We start from the raw sequence: 16,511 nt of genomic DNA on the forward strand, positions 1-16,511 counted from the left end.
ACGAGGTATCTGGAATCCCTTGAAGCCATTGCGTCACTAAAAGCTTTAAGCAATTACTTCTCAGCAGCAATCACAGAGATCTCAACAAGTAGCGCTTCGCGAGCCATGTCGCCAGTCACACATGCGCGAGCTGGAGCGTGACCTTCTGGTACCCATGCATCCCACACTGCATTCATTTCTTGGAAGTCTTTCATGTCTTTCAAGTAAATCGTTGCTGACAGCATGTGCTCTTTGTCGCTGCCTGCTTGCTCAAGTAGCGCTTCTACTTTATCTAACATGGTTTGAGTTTGTTCAGTGATGTCTTTAGTTGCATCAGCACAAACTTGGCCACATAGGTAGATAGTACCGTTGTGTTTAACAATACGGCTCATACGTTGCTTGGTTTCTTGGCGCTCAATCATCGACTTTCTCTCTCTGTGTCACCGTGATCCAATATCTTGTGACGTGTTATTATCAGGGCAACAAGCATAACGCGAATCAAACCCAAGATGACATGCATTCATTGCAATAAAAGTGAAAAAATCCGTAACAAACTCGGTCGCTGCCAGCGTTGCATGAATCAGCTGATGGTGTTGTCGATTTTGAGTTGGGGAGTATGGTGGCTGTTTTTCAGAGAAGACCCAAAAACCATCAATGCCATCGCGTTGATGATGGCCGCTTTCGCGTTCAGTGGCTTGCTGTCGTTGCATTGGGTCATGAAGTTTGTGGTGCTACCGTTAAAGGGCAAAAAACGTTAGCTGGAAGTCTTTATTGGATAAAGAGTAGTGATTAGAGACAGGGCTAAACAATCCGATAATTCATCATAATTTTCGAGCTATTGTCATCTCCCGAACAGCAGATAGAAAAAAGCCCCAGAACCAATCGATTCTAGGGCTTTCTTAGAAAATTCTAAGAAAAAGCAGTGGTACTTTAATAGACCGGGCTTTTCTTAGTTTGTTCCCAAAAAAGATCAGATTTTTGATCTTTTTTTTAGGAGCTATAAAATCAATGCCTTATGCAACATTAACCTTAGCAATTATCTGCTCTACCAAGTTCACTTCCAATGCCACTTCATCACACGCATGTTGACGAGGACACTGGTCACAATCTTTCAGTACCTTCTCAGGCAGCAGAGATTTCGATGTTGGTAAGAAATCATGCTTCATAAAGAACTCTGGAGTACGAGTCAGCACAAACACCTTCTTGATGGCCATTTGTCGCGCTTTCTCAACCAAGTGTTGCACAATCGCTGTACCCTGCCCTTGACCTTGCCACCCCGCCTCAACACCGAGCGAGCGAATTTCCGCTAAACCAGAATCATACACATAGAGTGATGCACAACCTGTCACCTCACCATGATGCTCTGCGACCGCAAACGAGCCAATATCACGCACCAGTTCATTACGAGAACGAGGTAGGTTTTCACCCATGTTCGCCCAGTAAGCGACCATACCTTCCAACGCTTCAATATCGGTCAGACGAGCAGGACGAACCTTGACGATGGACGTATCACGCTGTGATAAACGTTTCTCAGCTTGGTCAACCGCGTAAGCCACTTGCTGTGGAGATACACCGCCTAGCGCGCTACGTTTTTCAAGACACGATTCAATGGTCAGGATGTCATACACATCTTCCTCAATCACCTCAGAGAACTCTTTCATCTCTGCGATGGTTAATTCTTCTAATGCACAGCCTTTAGCAATCGCCGCCACTACCGTCACACCAACAATATGGTGAGCTTCACGGAAAGGAATCCCTTTCGCTACTAGGTAATCAGCCAATTCAGTTGAGTTCGCGTAGCCTTGTTTCGCGGCTTCAAGTGTACGTTCGCCGTTCACTTTAATGCCGTCAAAACAGAGTGCTGCCATTTCCATACAATCATTCCAAGTATCTAAAGCGTCGAACAGACCTTCTTTATCTTCTTGCATGTCTTTGTTGTACGCCAAAGGCAGAGCTTTTACTGTCATCATCATTGCCGCTAATGAACCGTAAACACGGCCAGTTTTGCCACGGATAAGCTCTAGCGCATCTGGGTTTTTCTTTTGTGGCATCAGAGATGAACCTGACGTCACGGTATCCGCTAACTCGATGAAGTTTGATTCACCTGAGTTGTAGAAAATCATATCTTCTGCAAGACGCGAAAGGTGAAGCATAGAGATAGAAGCAATCGACATTAGCTCCATCACATGGTCGCGGTCAGAAACTGAATCTAGAGAGTTGCGCGTTGCACGACGGAAACCTAAGTTGTGAGCTAACTCTTCACGGTCCATCGGGTAAGCTGTTCCAGCAAGGGCACCAGAACCCAGCGGACATGTGTCTAGACGCTTAATCGCATCATTCAAACGTGAATAATCACGCTCAAGCATTTCAACGTAAGCCAAGCACCAGTGAGCAAAAGTTACCGGCTGAGCACGTTGTAAGTGAGTGTAGCCAGGAAGCACGGTTTCTTGATGCTGAGAAGCAACGTTCACCATTTGGCTTTGTAGGCGATCCAATGCCAGTAGCAGTTGGTTACCTTGCTGACGACACCATAGTTTCAGGTCTGTCGCCACTTGGTCGTTACGAGAACGGCCAGTGTGAAGTTTTTTGCCCAAGTCACCGACTTTGCCGATAAGTTGCTGCTCAACCCAGCTGTGAATATCTTCTGCATCAGAACGTAGAATCTGTTCAGGATCTTCCATCACCTCAAGTTTTAGCTCATTCAGCGCTAACTCAAGCTTCTGTTGCTCTTCTTCTGTTAATACGTTGACCGACAGTAGAGCTTTAGACCAGGCAATTGAGCCCACAATGTCTTGCTCAGCCAATCGGTAATCAAAACGAAGAGAATCGTTAAAATCTTTGAACCGGGTGTCTGCTGCTTGGGTAAATCTACCGCCCCATAATGCCATTGTGTATCTCCTAATTGCACAGTGCTCACTGTTTTTGCAAATGATAATTCTGATTAAGATTCAGTATTTTTCTGATGGTTTAAACTTACGGCAATTCAAAATGAAAATAAAGTATTAATTCATTATTTTCACATATTTATTCACCAACAGTTCAATCCATTGATTATTTTTAGCGTGGAGCGCGAATTATATGCCATCCGATAGGAAAAACCGAAGCTGATTTATTAGGCAAATAGAAAGTAAAAAGCCCACTCACTAATCAATAGTGAATGGGCTTTGCATAATAATGTCTGTTTACTAACCTTCAATCTTTCATCAAAGGCTAGCTCACTAACTCATTGTTAAGATTACTTTTGGCTATTCAAAGCACGGATACGGCTTGATAGCGAGTAAAGGCGGATGAAGCCTTCAGCATGGCTTTGGTCGTAAACTTCATCTTCACCAAAGGTTGCAAACTCTTCTGAGTACAGGCTGTTGTCAGAACGCTTCTGAGTCACCGTTGCATGGCCTTTGTAAAGCTTGATAACCACTTCACCATTCACGTCTTGTGCTAGCTCTTCTGTCGCGGCAAGGATTGACTTACATAGTGGAGTGAACCAACGACCATCGTATACAAGGTGAGAAGCCTTAACACCGAGCTCTTCACGGAATTCGAATGCCGCTTTATCAAGAACCAGTTGCTCTACTGCACGCAGTGCTTCCATCATGATTGTGCCACCCGGAGTTTCGTAACAACCACGAGACTTCATGCCAACAAGACGGTTCTCTACGATATCGATACGACCAACACCGTGCTTAGCACCTTTCTCGTTTAGGTAAACCAGTGCGTTGTATGGCGTCATTGCTTCGCCATCAACCGCAACCACTTCGCCTTTTTCAACTTTAAGCGTCACTGTTTCAGATTCGTTTGGCGCTTGCTCAGGGTCTACAGTCCAAGCCCAGCAATCTTCGTTAGGTGCATTCCATGTGTTTTCTAGAACGCCGCCTTCTGTTGAGATGTGCCATGCGTTTGCATCACGCGAGTAAATCTTAGTAAGAGAAGCCGTACAAGGGATGTTACGCTCAGCCAGGTAATCTAGACACTCTTCACGACTCACTAGATCCCATTCACGCCATGGTGCAATTACGTGTAGATCAGGTGCTAGTGCAGCAAATGCGCCTTCAAAACGAACTTGGTCATTACCTTTACCAGTACAGCCGTGACACAGTGCGTCTGCACCTACTTTACGTGCGACTTCAACCTGTGCTTTCGCGATGATTGGACGCGCCATCGACGTACCTAGTAGGTATTTACCTTCGTAGTAAGCGCCCGTTTTCAGCGTTGGGTAGATGTAGTCAGCAACCATCTCTTCTTTAAGGTCTGCGATGTAACACTCAGATGCACCAGAAGCTTTTGCTTTCTCTTCGATACCAATCAACTCTTCGTCGCCTTGACCAACATCCGCAACAAACGCAACCACTTCACAGTCATAGTTCTCTTTCAACCATGGAATGATTACTGATGTGTCTAGACCGCCAGAGTAGGCTACTACAACTTTCTTTACGTTAACTTTGCTCATTTTCTTTCTCCTAGTTTCCATACTGCACATGGCGGTCAGCGTTGGAAATGACTTCATAATTATATGTTTATTTAATTTGTCTAAATTCTTTAAGTAGTGACTCGTTGTGAGACCTACTGAGGTAAAAACTGTGTTCCTATGCTTTTACCTGAAAACAGTTGTGTTAGCTTTTCTGGGTATCGCCAAGTGGCAACTTCGATTGGTCGTCCAAGGTCGTTAGCGGCTTCTAGTGCGGCTTGAACCTTAACGATCATGCCGTCGGTAATCACTTTGCCTGTAATAAGGTCATCAGCTTGTTGTTGATTAAGGCTTGGAATGAGGTGACCTTTGCCATCCAACACACCACTTACATCAGAAAGCAGTACCAGTTCAGCATCAAGCGCGCCTGCAACGGCAACCGCAGCTTGGTCGGCATTGACGTTCATCAGTTGGCCTTGCTCAGTCAGACCAATCGAGCTAATGATAGGCAGTGCGCCCGCATTAAGAATCGCTTGCAGAACGGTTGAGTCGCCCGGCTCCGCTTTTCCTACCGCCCCCAGTTCAGGGTTCAGTTCGCTCACTTTGCATAAACCACCGTCTGCTAGGCTTAAACCAACGGCATTGATACCGTCTTTAATCGCCTGACCTTGAAGTAATTTATTCGCCGTGCCCGCTAATGCACCAGCGATCACTGGGATCTGATCATAAGGAGTAACACGTAGCCCTTCTTTCTTAACGGTTTCGAGGTTCAACTTATTCATCAAATCATCAACAAGGTAACCGCCGCCGTGAACAATCACGATTGGTCGTTGTGCCTGTTGTTGGTAAGCAGAGATAGCACCAAATAACTTGCTAAGTGTTTCACCACAAGATAGCGCAGCGCCACCTAACTTTATGATTAATGGTTGATTATTAAGGCTCATATCTAGATTTCCTTACACTAACGCAGTTAATGGCGCAAAACCATAACGTAAATTCAAACACTGCATCGCTTGGCTAGATGCACCCTTTAATAAGTTATCAATCGCTGAAACAACGATGATGTGATGACCTTGAACCTTCCAACCTAAGTCGCAGAAAGGCGTCTGCTCTACATCTTGAATTCTTGGCAATGTCTCTTCGAGTAATCTCACCGCAGGTTTACCTTGGTAAGCTTGCTCGAAGGCATCTTGTATCTGTTGTTCTGTCACGCCTTCAGCCAATTTCATGGTAATGGTTGCCAAAATGCCACGCTTAAAGTTGCCGAGGTGCGGGGTAAAAATCACATCACATCCTAAATGTGCAGCCATTTCAGGTTGATGACGGTGATTGAATACACCATAAGCTTGCAAGCTCACTTCGCAGAAGCTGTTGACCATCGTCGCCTTGCGGCCTGCACCAGTCACACCGCTGGTTGCGTTAATCACTGGCCATTGGTTTTCATCCAGTAACTTGGCTTCAACCAAAGGCTTAATCGCCAGTTGTGATGCGGTTGGGTAACAACCCGCGACAGCGACAAGCTGAGCTTCTTTAATTTCTTGTTCGTTCCACTCAGCTAAACCGTAAGCCGCTTTGTCTAGCCATTGTTCGTGTTGATGTTCAAAACCGTAAAACTCTTGATAGAAGTTTTCGCCTTTAACTCTGAATGCACCCGATAGGTCGAAGACTTGGCAATCGTTCTCTAGAAAAATTGGCGCTAGGTCGTGACTAACCTCGTGTGCCGTTGCTAAGAAAATCACATCAGATTGTTTAGCTACTTCTTCCGGATTTGTTAAAGGTTGTACTGGCATATCAATCAAGCCAGCTAACTTACCGTGCAGTGCCGCAATAGGTTTACCTGCGTCTACACTATTGGCTGAGACATATAAACCTGATAGCGTGAGCTCAGGGTGTCTGTTTATCATTAGAGCCAGTTCTGCTCCTGTGTAGCCGCTTGCGCCAATGATCGTGGTTTTCAACATCTCAACACATCCATTTTTGAGGTAAGTTACATTTCAAATTTGACTATTCATACTTAATTTTTAGCTTTATTTGATTTCTTATGCATTAAATATGATTTAATATGTGTTTTACCGACTTATGGTTTTCCTGTCAATAGTAGAAGTGAAGTTATTATGCAATTACCGAGTTTTCTTGAGGTCTACAAAGGCCTAATTTCCACAGACTCTATTAGCTCGACCGATCCAAGCTGGGATCATGGCAACGAGAAAGTGATCGAAAAAATGGCTCAATGGTTTAAAGACGTAGGCTTTAGCGTTGAAGTCGTGGAAGTCGAACCCGGCAAGCATAATATGGTCGCTAAGATGGGATCGGGCGAAGGTGGCTTGCTACTCGCAGGACACAGCGACACAGTGCCATTTGATGAAGGACGTTGGAACTTCGACCCTCACGCACTAACAGAACACAACAATCGCTTCTATGGATTAGGCACAGCCGATATGAAAGGCTTTTTCGCTTTCGTTTATGAAGCGGCAAAGAAGATGGATTGGAGCAAACAGACCAAGCCGCTATATGTATTGGCAACCTGTGACGAAGAGACCACCATGCTGGGTGCGCGTCATTTCACTGAAAATGCACCGTTTAAACCGGATTACTGCATTATTGGTGAGCCAACCAGCCTTGTGCCGATTCGTGGCCATAAAGGCCATGTTGCTAACGCTGTGCGAGTAACGGGTAAATCAGGTCACTCTTCTGATCCTGCATTAGGTGTCAACGCCATCGAGATCATGCATGAAGTGTTGTTCGCTTTAATGCAACTGCGTGACAAGCTAGTCAAAGAGTATCACCACCCGGGTTTCGCAATTCCAAGCCCCACTCTAAACCTTGGCCATATTCACGGTGGCGACAGCGCGAACCGTATCTGTGGTTGCTGTGAGCTGCACTACGATGTACGTCCTTTACCGGGTATCAGCTTAGATGGTTTGGATAACATGCTGCGCAGCGCACTCAAAGAAGTAGAAGCAAAATGGCCGGGCAGAATTGAGATTACGCCACTGCACGAACCTATCCCGGGTTACGAGTGCCAACATGACCATCCATTTATTGGTGGCATGGAATCCGTTTGTGAGATTGAATCGCAAACCGTCAACTACTGCACTGAGGCACCTTTCCTTCAAGAACTTTGCCCAACCTTAGTGCTGGGTCCAGGCTCTATCGACCAAGCTCACCAACCAGATGAGTTCCTAAGCTTCGATTTTATCGATCCAACGATTGATGTTCTGAGTAAATCTATTCGTAAATATTGTTTCTAGTTATTGCTACCCTTGCGATACTTTTTTATAAAAGCTGCCCTAAAAGGTGGCTTTTATTCTGTTATCCCAGCCAAAGCCTGATCTTGTAATTAAATTTCACTTTATTCCGAAGTCTTGGAAAATTTACTTCTCCCGCATTTCGAAAACTAATAATTGCAAACTTAGAATGCTTTATTTGACTAGATACAGCACTTTTCGCTAGATTGTGTACTTAACAAGGAACAATGGATGTAATTTTTTTACGAGGCAGGATGACAATGAACGAGAAATACGCCGCTCTCAAGAGTAACGTAAGCATGCTGGGACGCTTGCTAGGTAACACAATCCAAGATGCACATGGTGACGTTATCTTAGAGAAAGTGGAGACTATCCGTAAACTTTCCAAATCCGCCCGCGCAGGCAACAAAGCTGACCGTGACAGCCTAGTTGAAGAAATCAAAAACCTGCCGAACGAACAACTCACTCCTGTTGCTCGTGCATTTAACCAATTTCTCAACCTCACCAACATGGCAGAGCAGTACCACACCATCTCTCGCCACTGTGAGGAGCATGTTTGTGAACCAGACGTGCTGCAATCTCTATTTTCCAAATTAAACCAGAATGACATCAGCAAGCTAGACGCGGCTCAAGCCGTTCGCGACCTGAACATTGAACTCGTTCTGACTGCACACCCAACAGAAATCACTCGTCGCACCATGATCAACAAGCTAGTTAAGATCAACGAGTGTCTGTCTAAATTAGAATTAAGCGACCTATCACACAAAGAGCGCGTGAAAACCGAACGCCGCCTAGAGCAACTGATCGCTCAAGGTTGGCACTCAGATGTGATTCGTCAACAACGCCCAACGCCACTTGATGAAGCTAAGTGGGGCTTTGCGGTTGTAGAAAACTCTCTATGGGAAGCCGTTCCTGACTTCCTACGTGAAATGGATGGCCGACTAAAAGGTTATCTTGGTGAAGGCCTGCCGATCGATGCACGCCCAGTACACTTCTCATCTTGGATGGGCGGTGACCGCGATGGCAACCCATTCGTAACGCACACCATCACTAAGGAAGTTCTGCGCCTATCTCGTTGGAAAGCTGCCGATCTTTACTTAGGCGACGTAAACGAGCTGATTACCGAACTGTCGATGACTAAGTGTAATGATGCCGTTCGTGAGCTAGCAGGTGATGAACACGAAGCTTACCGTGCAATCCTGAAGAACCTACGCACTCTACTGAACAACACGCTAGAAGTGCTGGATGCAAAATTGCATGACACAGAGGTTCCGAAGAAAGAAACACTACAGAACATCGAGCAACTTTGGACACCGCTTTACGCATGTTACCAATCGCTGCACGAATGTGGCATGGGCGTAATCGCAGACGGTTCTCTGCTTGATACTCTGCGCCGCCTAAAAGCGTTCGGTGTACACCTAGTTCGTCTCGATGTTCGTCAAGAAAGTACTCGTCACTCAGATGTACTGTCTGAACTGACTCGCTACCTAGGCATTGGCGACTACGACCAATGGAACGAGCAAGACAAGATTGCTTTCTTAACCAATGAATTAAGCTCTAAGCGTCCGCTTCTTCCTCGCGATTGGGAGCCATCTGAACAGGTTAAAGAGGTTTTAGACACCTGCAAGGTTATTGCTGCTCAACCTCGTGAAGCCTTCGGTGCTTACGTAATTTCTATGGCTCGTACTGCATCAGATGTACTGGCTGTTCACTTACTACTGCAAGAATGTGGCTGCCCATACCGCATGGACGTATGTCCGCTGTTCGAAACGCTAGACGACTTGAACAACTCAGAAGCAGTAATGAAACAGCTAATGAGCATCGACTTGTACCGTGGCTTTATCCAGAACCACCAAATGGTGATGATCGGATACTCTGACTCAGCGAAAGATGCGGGCGTAATGTCTGCAGGTTGGGCTCAATATGATGCAATGGACAAACTGGTTAAGGTTTGTGATGAAGAAGGCATTGAACTGACTCTATTCCACGGTCGTGGCGGTACGGTTGGTCGTGGTGGTGCTCCGGCGCACGCTGCTCTTCTTTCTCAGCCACCTAAGAGCTTGAAAGGCGGTTTACGTGTAACAGAGCAAGGCGAAATGATCCGCTTTAAACTTGGCTTACCAGACGTTGCTGTAAACAGCTTCAACCTTTACGCAAGCGCGATTCTAGAGGCGAACCTTCTGCCGCCACCTGAGCCAAAACAAGAGTGGCGCGACCTAATGGAAGTGCTATCTCAAGTATCTTGTGAGGCTTACCGCAACGTGGTTCGTGGCGAAGAGAAATTCGTACCTTACTTCCGTCAAGCGACACCTGAACTGGAGCTAGGTAAACTGCCTCTTGGCTCTCGCCCTGCGAAACGTAACCCGAACGGCGGCGTAGAAAGCCTACGTGCGATTCCATGGATCTTCTCTTGGAGCCAAAACCGTTTGGTACTGCCTGCATGGTTAGGCGCTGGTGAAGCGATTCAGTACTCTGTAGATCAAGGCCATCAAGCCCTGCTCGAAGAGATGTGTCGCGAGTGGCCGTTCTTCTCTACCCGTCTCGGTATGTTGGAAATGGTGTACTCGAAGTGCAACATGGAAATCGCTAAGTACTACGACCAACGCCTTGTTGACGAAGAGCTATTACCATTAGGTGAGTTACTGCGTGAACAGCTGCAAAAAGACATCAAAGCCGTGCTAAATGTTGAGAACAACGAGAACCTAATGCAGAGCGACCCTTGGGGACTTGAGTCAATCCGCCTACGTAACATCTACGTTGAGCCACTAAACATGCTTCAAGCTGAACTGCTTTACCGTACTCGTAAGTGTGAAACACCACCAGCAGAGCTTGAAGAAGCGCTAATGGTGACGATTGCAGGCATTGCAGCAGGCATGCGAAACACTGGTTAATTAGTGATTCCTACCACTCAACAGACAAAAGGTCGCCTAGTGCGACCTTTTTATTTCACAAAATAAGCAATACTGAGTTTTTTGTCAGTTTTTTGGGTTATTTTGTCCATGTATTCTACTTTATGCTTATTATTTAGATATACTACTGCTCCGCTGCGGAAACACTCCAAAAAATAATCTGCAGCATCTTGACCAATAAACTGGTCAACCTAGGTGATAAACGGCTTTGTAAGGTGACATAACCAACCTATGAGTTGGTGCTACTTAGACATAACCAATATAACGTGCCATTAGAAGCACACTTGTTGTTTAAGTATTTGTTTACTGTTTACCATTTGGATTTCAGACATGTCATTACCACACGTAATTCTAACCGTTTTAAGTACACGCGATGCTACTGGTTACGATATCACAAAAGAATTCTCCGCAAGCATTGGTTACTTCTGGAAAGCTAGCCATCAACAAGTTTACCGCGAGCTAAATAAAATGGCTCAGAACGACCAGGTAACTTGCGTGCTTGAGCCTCAAGAAGGCAAACCTGATCGTAAAGTTTACTCTATCACTGATGCTGGCCGTGGCGCGCTAGGTGAATGGTTTGAACAACCAACTGCACACCCAACCGTTCGTGACGAGTTCTCAGCTAAGCTAATGGCTTGTGCTGTACAACCTTCTGACGCTTACCGTGTACAACTTGCTGAGCTAGTAGAAGAGTCTCGCAAACTGGTTTCTCACTACCGTGAAATCGAAGCAGCTTACTACGCAACGCCATCGACACTAGACAAGCAAGCACGCCTTGAGCGTCTAACACTTCGTCGTAACCTACTTATCCGTGAAGCATGGATTGTATGGGCTGAAGAAGTACTGCTTGAACTTGGCGCTCTAGCTTAAGTTAAGCTAGAAAAGCAAAAGGCTTGAACTCTATGAGTCCAAGCCTTTTTTGTATCTATAGGATTTGAAATGTTACTGCCAGAGGCTTTTTACAAGTGCTTAGGCTTTACTTCTTAGACTTTTCTTACAGCGCAGCGACTTGCGGACGAACACCTAGCGTATGGCAAAGTGCATAAGTCATTTCTGCACGGTTTAGCGTGTAGAAGTGGAAATCTTTCACACCTTCACGGCTCAGTGTACGAACCATATCAATTGCTTGGCTAGCACCAACAAGCTGACGAGTCGTTGGATCATCATCCAAACCTTCAAACTGCTTCGCCATCCAGCCCGGTACTTTTACGTTGTTCATCGCAGCAAAGCGAGATGCTTGCTTGAAGTTAGAAACCGGCAGAATGCCCGGTACAATCTCAACATCAACGCCAGCCGCTACACAGCGGTCACGAAAGCGTAGGTAGCTCTCTACATCAAAGAAGAACTGAGTGATGGCACGGTTGGCACCCGCATCCACTTTACGCTTTAGGTTAATAAGATCAGATTGAGCGCTTTTTGCTTCAGGGTGAACCTCAGGGAATGCCGCTACTGAGATATCAAAATCGTGGCGAGATTTAAGTAGCTCGACTAGGTCAGATGCGTACATCTCTGGCGCGCCGCCGCCTGCTGGAATATCACCACGTAGCGCAACAATACTCTCGATACCATTTGCCCAGTAATCGTCGGCAATTTGAATCAGCTCTTCACGGCTTGCATCAATACACGTTAGGTGCGGTGCAGCCACTAGGCCGGTTTGGTTTTTAATTTCTTTAATGATTGAGTGGGTACGGTCACGTTCACCCGAGTTTGCACCGTAAGTTACCGATACAAATTTTGGTTGAAGTGTTTTAAGGCGGTGAACAGAGTTCCACAGGGTCTCTTCCATCTTCTCACTGCTCGGTGGAAAAAACTCAAATGACACATTGATGTTGTCAGAAAGCTCAGCGATATTCTGATTTAAAGCGTCGATATGACTAGCGTGTGTGTATCCCATCTTACTCTCCCTGTGGCAAAAGCAACCACTAAAAACTCAAATCCTTAAACGACGTTTAGACGTCTATATGTCTGTAGAATGTATTGAATACGATTTAATGTCAACAGATCCATTATGAATTTTTCTCAAGTAGATCGTGAGTAAAACTCAAGTCGTTAGATGGGGCGCAAAGCAGAAATAATGTAGAAAAAGGCTGAAAAACACATCGTGCTTTCAGCCTTATTTATCTTAGTGAATAGTATGCCATTTACGTACTAAAACAATTGATCTGAGTTTCAAACCAACCGATCTGAGTATCAGAACAGGCTAGACATTCTGTTTAAATCAGATTGAATTGCACCTGCCGTTACTTCACGACCGGCACCTGGGCCACGAATAACCAATGGATTATCTTTGTACCATTTGCTCTCAATCGCAAATATGTTGTCGCAAGGCAACAAGTTCGCCAGAGCATGTTCTTTAGACAGTGCTTCAACGCCTACGGTTGCCTTACCGTTCTTCTCCAAACGCGCTACGTAACGCAGAACTTTCTGTTGAGAGTGCGCTTTCTCTAAACGCTCAGCCAGCTCTTCGCTCAGTACAGAAGCTTTGTCGAAGAAGTCATCCACAGATAGATCTTGCAGCTCTGCAGGTACGAGCGATTCCACTTTTACGTTTTCAGGTTCGATATCCAAACCAGATTCACGCGCCAGAATCACCAGCTTACGCATCACGTCTGAGCCATCTAGGTCAGCACGAGGGTCAGGTTCCGTAAGGCCTTGTTGCCATGCTAAGTCAACCAACTCGCTGAACGGCACGGTGCCATCAAACTGTTGGAACAACCAAGACAACGTGCCCGAGAAAATGCCAGACAACGCAATGATGTCATCGCCACTTTCACGTAGGTCACGTACCGTGTGGTTAATCGGCAATCCAGCACCCACTGTCGCGTTGTACAACCAATGACGGCTGATCTTAGCGAAAGCATCTTGTACTTGATGGTAATACTCGCTCGATGCAGAACCTGCCACCTTGTTCGCCGAGATTAGGTGAATACCTTGTTGTGCGATTTGCAGATACTTTGCTGCAAGCACTGGGCTCGCAGTCACATCCAGAACCACTGCTTCGTCATAACCTTGAATAGAGCCCAAACGCTCTAACCAGTCGTTACCATTGTTAGCAATAGCTTCGTCGTCAAAGCGCTTACCTACCGAAGTCGCATCAATGCCTTGATCGTCGAACCAATAGGTTTGGCTATCAACCACGGCAACCAATTCAAAGTTCATTCCACGGCGCTTTTCAAGTTCCGCTTTTTGCTCAGCAAACAGGCTTAACCAGCTTGAACCAATATTGCCCTTACCACACAAGGCAATCGCAACACGCTTCTGCGCTTGGAACAATTGAGAGTGAATGCCTTTCACTAGGCTTGATGTTTCACTCTTACGAATCACAGCCACCAAGCTTAAGCCAGAGTTCGCTTCTGAGATGAACTCAACCGGCGAGCTCTTAAGCTGCTGGTAGAAACCGTAGCAATGGTTCGGGTTCTTAGTCACACCTGCACCCACTGCAGCAATCAGAGAGAAACCTTCTTTTAGCTTAATTTCCGCTTCAATCGCATGGTCTTGGAGATATTCTAATGCACCACCAGCGATCTCTTCTGTATACGCGAGACGCAAGCAGTGTTGATCCGGTTCTAACTCATAGGCCAGCGGCTCTAGTTGAGCACGCTTAAGCCCTTCAAGCACTTCACTTTCTAGACGGTCGAAATCGTGCCCGTGACCAAACGTCAGTTGCACAATCAGCACTTCATCCAGAGAGGTAATGATTTTTGCACCGCGACCCGATGCCAGAACACGCTCAATCTGAGTCGAACCAGATTCTGGCTGATAGCTGCAACGCAAGCTCAGATCCATCGCACTTTGCGCGACTGGCTGTAGTGTGCGGCTATGAAGCACAGGTGCGGCAAGACGAGCGAGTTCACTTGCTTCATCAAGACGAAGTAGAGGCAGTAAACACGCATCCGACACCAAGCGAGGGTCAGCGCTGTAAACGCCTGCCACATCACTCCAAATCGTCACGCGTTCAACTTCAGCCAAAGCACCAATCACGGTTGCTGAGTAATCCGAACCGTTACGGCCAAGCAATACCGTTTCACCCTCGCAGTTCTGAGCCATAAAGCCCGTAATCACCACGCGGCAATGTGCATGCTGCGCCAAGGCTTCTTTGATCAGAGGGTAAGAACGTGCGCGGTCGACTTCAGGCTGAGCGCCCACTTCTGCACGTAAAAAAGCACGCGCATCTTGAGCAACGGCTTGTAAATCATGCTGGCACAACAAAGCCGCGAGTAGACGTGAAGACCAAACCTCACCGTGTCCAAGCACTTTTGCTTTTTGTGCTTCGCTCAAGGGAGCCGTTAGCTCACCCAAAGCGGTAAATTCTTGTTGAATGGTTGAAGTAAGTTGTGCGGCTGATTCACCCTCAAGCAGTGCTTCAATCAGATCGAGTTGGAACTGACGAAGTGCTTGTAGGCATTCATGGGCAATACGACCATCTTTGTCGAGCGCTTCAACAAATTCAATCAAACGGTTGGTTGTTTTGCCTGCTGCCGATACCACCACCAAATCAGATGCTGATGAGTATTCTCTAAGAATGTTGACCACGCGTTGGTAACATTCAGGATTCGCTAAACTGCTGCCACCAAATTTATGTAGCTGGCGAAAGGTTGCCATTATTAACCCTCCCCTTCAGCGATAAAGCGCTGTGTTCTTTCAAACGCTTGCTTGAGGTCATCGATTAGGTCTTCTGCATCTTCAAGGCCAACAGATAGACGCAGTAGTTGCTGAGAAACACCCGCTTCTGCTAAGGCTTCTTCACCCATCGCGCGGTGAGTCATCGACGCAGGGTGACAAATCAGGCTTTCAACACCGCCCAATGATTCTGCCAAAGAAAACAGCTCTAACTTATCAACAAAGTATTTAAGCGCCTCGAATGAGCCCGCAAACTCAAAACTGAGCATGGAACCAAAGCCCGATTGCTGTTTCTTCGCGATATCATGACCCGGATGTTCAGGAAGGCTTGGGTGGTAAATAGTGCCAACAAGATCTTGTTGCTGCAGAGACGCTAGAATTTCACGTGAGCTTTCTTCGTGAACTCGCATACGCGCACCTAGCGTACGAATACCACGTAAAGTCATGTAGCTATCAAATGGTGTGCCGGTCGCACCAATACAGTTGCCCCACCATGCTAACTCTTCAGCGTGTTCTTCTGTCTTAGTGACCACAACGCCACCAATAACATCTGAGTGTCCATTGATGTACTTAGTGGTTGAGTGGATAACAAAATCAGCACCCAGCTCTAAAGGCTTTTGGAACACAGGTGTCAAAAACGTGTTGTCGACAGCAACCAGAGCACCAACCTCTTTCGCTTTACGGCAAGTTTCTGCAATATCAACCACGCGAACCAGTGGATTCGATGGGGTTTCAATTAAGATCAACTTTGGCTTAAGCGCGAGCGCCGCATCCAGCGCTGCTTGATCCGATTGATCAACGAACAGAACTTTGAAGTCACCTTTTAGCGAGCGAGTGTTAAACAGACGGTAAGTACCGCCGTAGCAATCGTGCGGTGCAATAATAAGATCATCGCCGCCTAAGAAAGCCGAAACCCATAAGTTAAGCGCCGAAGTACCACAGTTAGTCACAACCGCGCCTTTGCCTGATTCAAGCTCAAACAGTGCCGTCTCTAATAAACCGCGGTTTGGGTTACCAGAACGGGTGTAATCGTACTTTGGCACTTCACCAAAAGCGGGAAACCCATAGTTAGTCGAAAGATAAATGGGTGGGACAACGGCATGGTGTTGCGTGTCTGACTCGATACCAGTACGTACTGCGATTGTTGCTGGCTTCCGGCTGCTCATAGGTGCTTCCTTACAAGTTTTGCGTCTGAGAATCACAGCGGCTTGTCGGCATTTTGCGGCTGTGTTAGATATATGTTATTCACTTTACTTTCATAAACGTGAGACGTCAACACTTCTAGACGTCTATATGTCTTTGCTTATGGCAGTAAATCCCGCTAAAATCACCACTATTAATTTATTCTAA

General features: G+C 46.3%; 12 protein-coding genes. 4 read left to right on the forward strand and 8 right to left on the reverse strand.

The genetic code is table 11. The annotated features are described in order from the left end of the window. Window positions 1-53: 53 nt before the first annotated feature. A complete protein-coding gene (locus tag AB4329_RS03825; RefSeq protein WP_004729674.1) occupies window positions 54-401 on the reverse strand; it encodes a RidA family protein in 348 nt (115 codons plus the stop codon). 87 nt (window positions 402-488) lie between these two features. Here AB4329_RS03825 and AB4329_RS03830 point away from each other — a divergent pair, with 87 nt between their 5' ends. Beyond that, the gene (locus tag AB4329_RS03830) at window positions 489-737 is read left to right on the forward strand and encodes a DUF3624 domain-containing protein (protein WP_029235423.1); all 249 of its coding nucleotides are present in this window, start codon (window positions 489-491) and stop codon (window positions 735-737) included. A gap of 255 nt (window positions 738-992) precedes the next feature. Here AB4329_RS03830 and argH read toward each other — a convergent pair whose 3' ends face one another. The 4 genes from argH to argC all read right to left on the reverse strand — a co-directional run bounded on the left by argH (window position 993) and on the right by argC (window position 6,345). Beyond that, entirely contained in the window at window positions 993-2,867 is a 1,875-nt protein-coding gene (gene argH / locus AB4329_RS03835; RefSeq protein WP_017061136.1) for an argininosuccinate lyase, read from the reverse strand. A gap of 347 nt (window positions 2,868-3,214) precedes the next feature. Then, the gene (locus AB4329_RS03840; RefSeq protein WP_102320003.1) at window positions 3,215-4,426 is read right to left on the reverse strand and encodes an argininosuccinate synthase; all 1,212 of its coding nucleotides are present in this window, start codon (window positions 4,424-4,426) and stop codon (window positions 3,215-3,217) included. A 113-nt stretch (window positions 4,427-4,539) separates the two neighbouring features. After that, window positions 4,540-5,328, reverse strand: coding sequence for an acetylglutamate kinase (gene argB, locus AB4329_RS03845; RefSeq protein ID WP_017061138.1), 789 nt, complete (start codon window positions 5,326-5,328; stop codon window positions 4,540-4,542). A 12-nt stretch (window positions 5,329-5,340) separates the two neighbouring features. Further along, window positions 5,341-6,345: an N-acetyl-gamma-glutamyl-phosphate reductase gene (gene argC / locus AB4329_RS03850; protein WP_017061139.1), complete on the reverse strand. Its 1,005-nt coding sequence runs from the start codon at window positions 6,343-6,345 to the stop codon at window positions 5,341-5,343. A 153-nt stretch (window positions 6,346-6,498) separates the two neighbouring features. On the opposite strand from argC, the gene argE reads away from it, so the two are divergent. The 3 genes from argE to AB4329_RS03865 all read left to right on the forward strand — a co-directional run bounded on the left by argE (window position 6,499) and on the right by AB4329_RS03865 (window position 11,411). Further along, window positions 6,499-7,635: an acetylornithine deacetylase gene (gene argE / locus AB4329_RS03855; RefSeq protein ID WP_004729680.1), complete on the forward strand. Its 1,137-nt coding sequence runs from the start codon at window positions 6,499-6,501 to the stop codon at window positions 7,633-7,635. A 251-nt stretch (window positions 7,636-7,886) separates the two neighbouring features. Further along, a complete protein-coding gene (ppc, locus tag AB4329_RS03860) occupies window positions 7,887-10,523 on the forward strand; it encodes a phosphoenolpyruvate carboxylase (protein ID WP_170791819.1) in 2,637 nt (878 codons plus the stop codon). 348 nt (window positions 10,524-10,871) lie between these two features. Next, window positions 10,872-11,411: a PadR family transcriptional regulator gene (locus AB4329_RS03865; RefSeq protein ID WP_017061141.1), complete on the forward strand. Its 540-nt coding sequence runs from the start codon at window positions 10,872-10,874 to the stop codon at window positions 11,409-11,411. A 124-nt stretch (window positions 11,412-11,535) separates the two neighbouring features. Here AB4329_RS03865 and metF read toward each other — a convergent pair whose 3' ends face one another. From metF to AB4329_RS03880, 3 genes are all read right to left on the reverse strand, one after another. Then, a complete protein-coding gene (gene metF, locus AB4329_RS03870) occupies window positions 11,536-12,435 on the reverse strand; it encodes a methylenetetrahydrofolate reductase (protein WP_004729683.1) in 900 nt (299 codons plus the stop codon). A 296-nt stretch (window positions 12,436-12,731) separates the two neighbouring features. Then, window positions 12,732-15,143, reverse strand: coding sequence for a bifunctional aspartate kinase/homoserine dehydrogenase II (locus tag AB4329_RS03875; protein ID WP_372137675.1), 2,412 nt, complete (start codon window positions 15,141-15,143; stop codon window positions 12,732-12,734). Between the two features lie 2 nt (window positions 15,144-15,145). Beyond that, window positions 15,146-16,327 (reverse strand): O-succinylhomoserine (thiol)-lyase, encoded by a 1,182-nt coding sequence (locus tag AB4329_RS03880; protein WP_017063681.1) that lies wholly within the window; start codon window positions 16,325-16,327, stop codon window positions 15,146-15,148. Between the last annotated feature and the right edge of the window lie 184 nt (window positions 16,328-16,511).

Origin of the sequence: Vibrio sp. 10N.261.54.A5 (assembly GCF_041471145.1) — a bacterium.
Classification (GTDB): Bacteria; Pseudomonadota; Gammaproteobacteria; order Enterobacterales; family Vibrionaceae; genus Vibrio; species Vibrio crassostreae_C.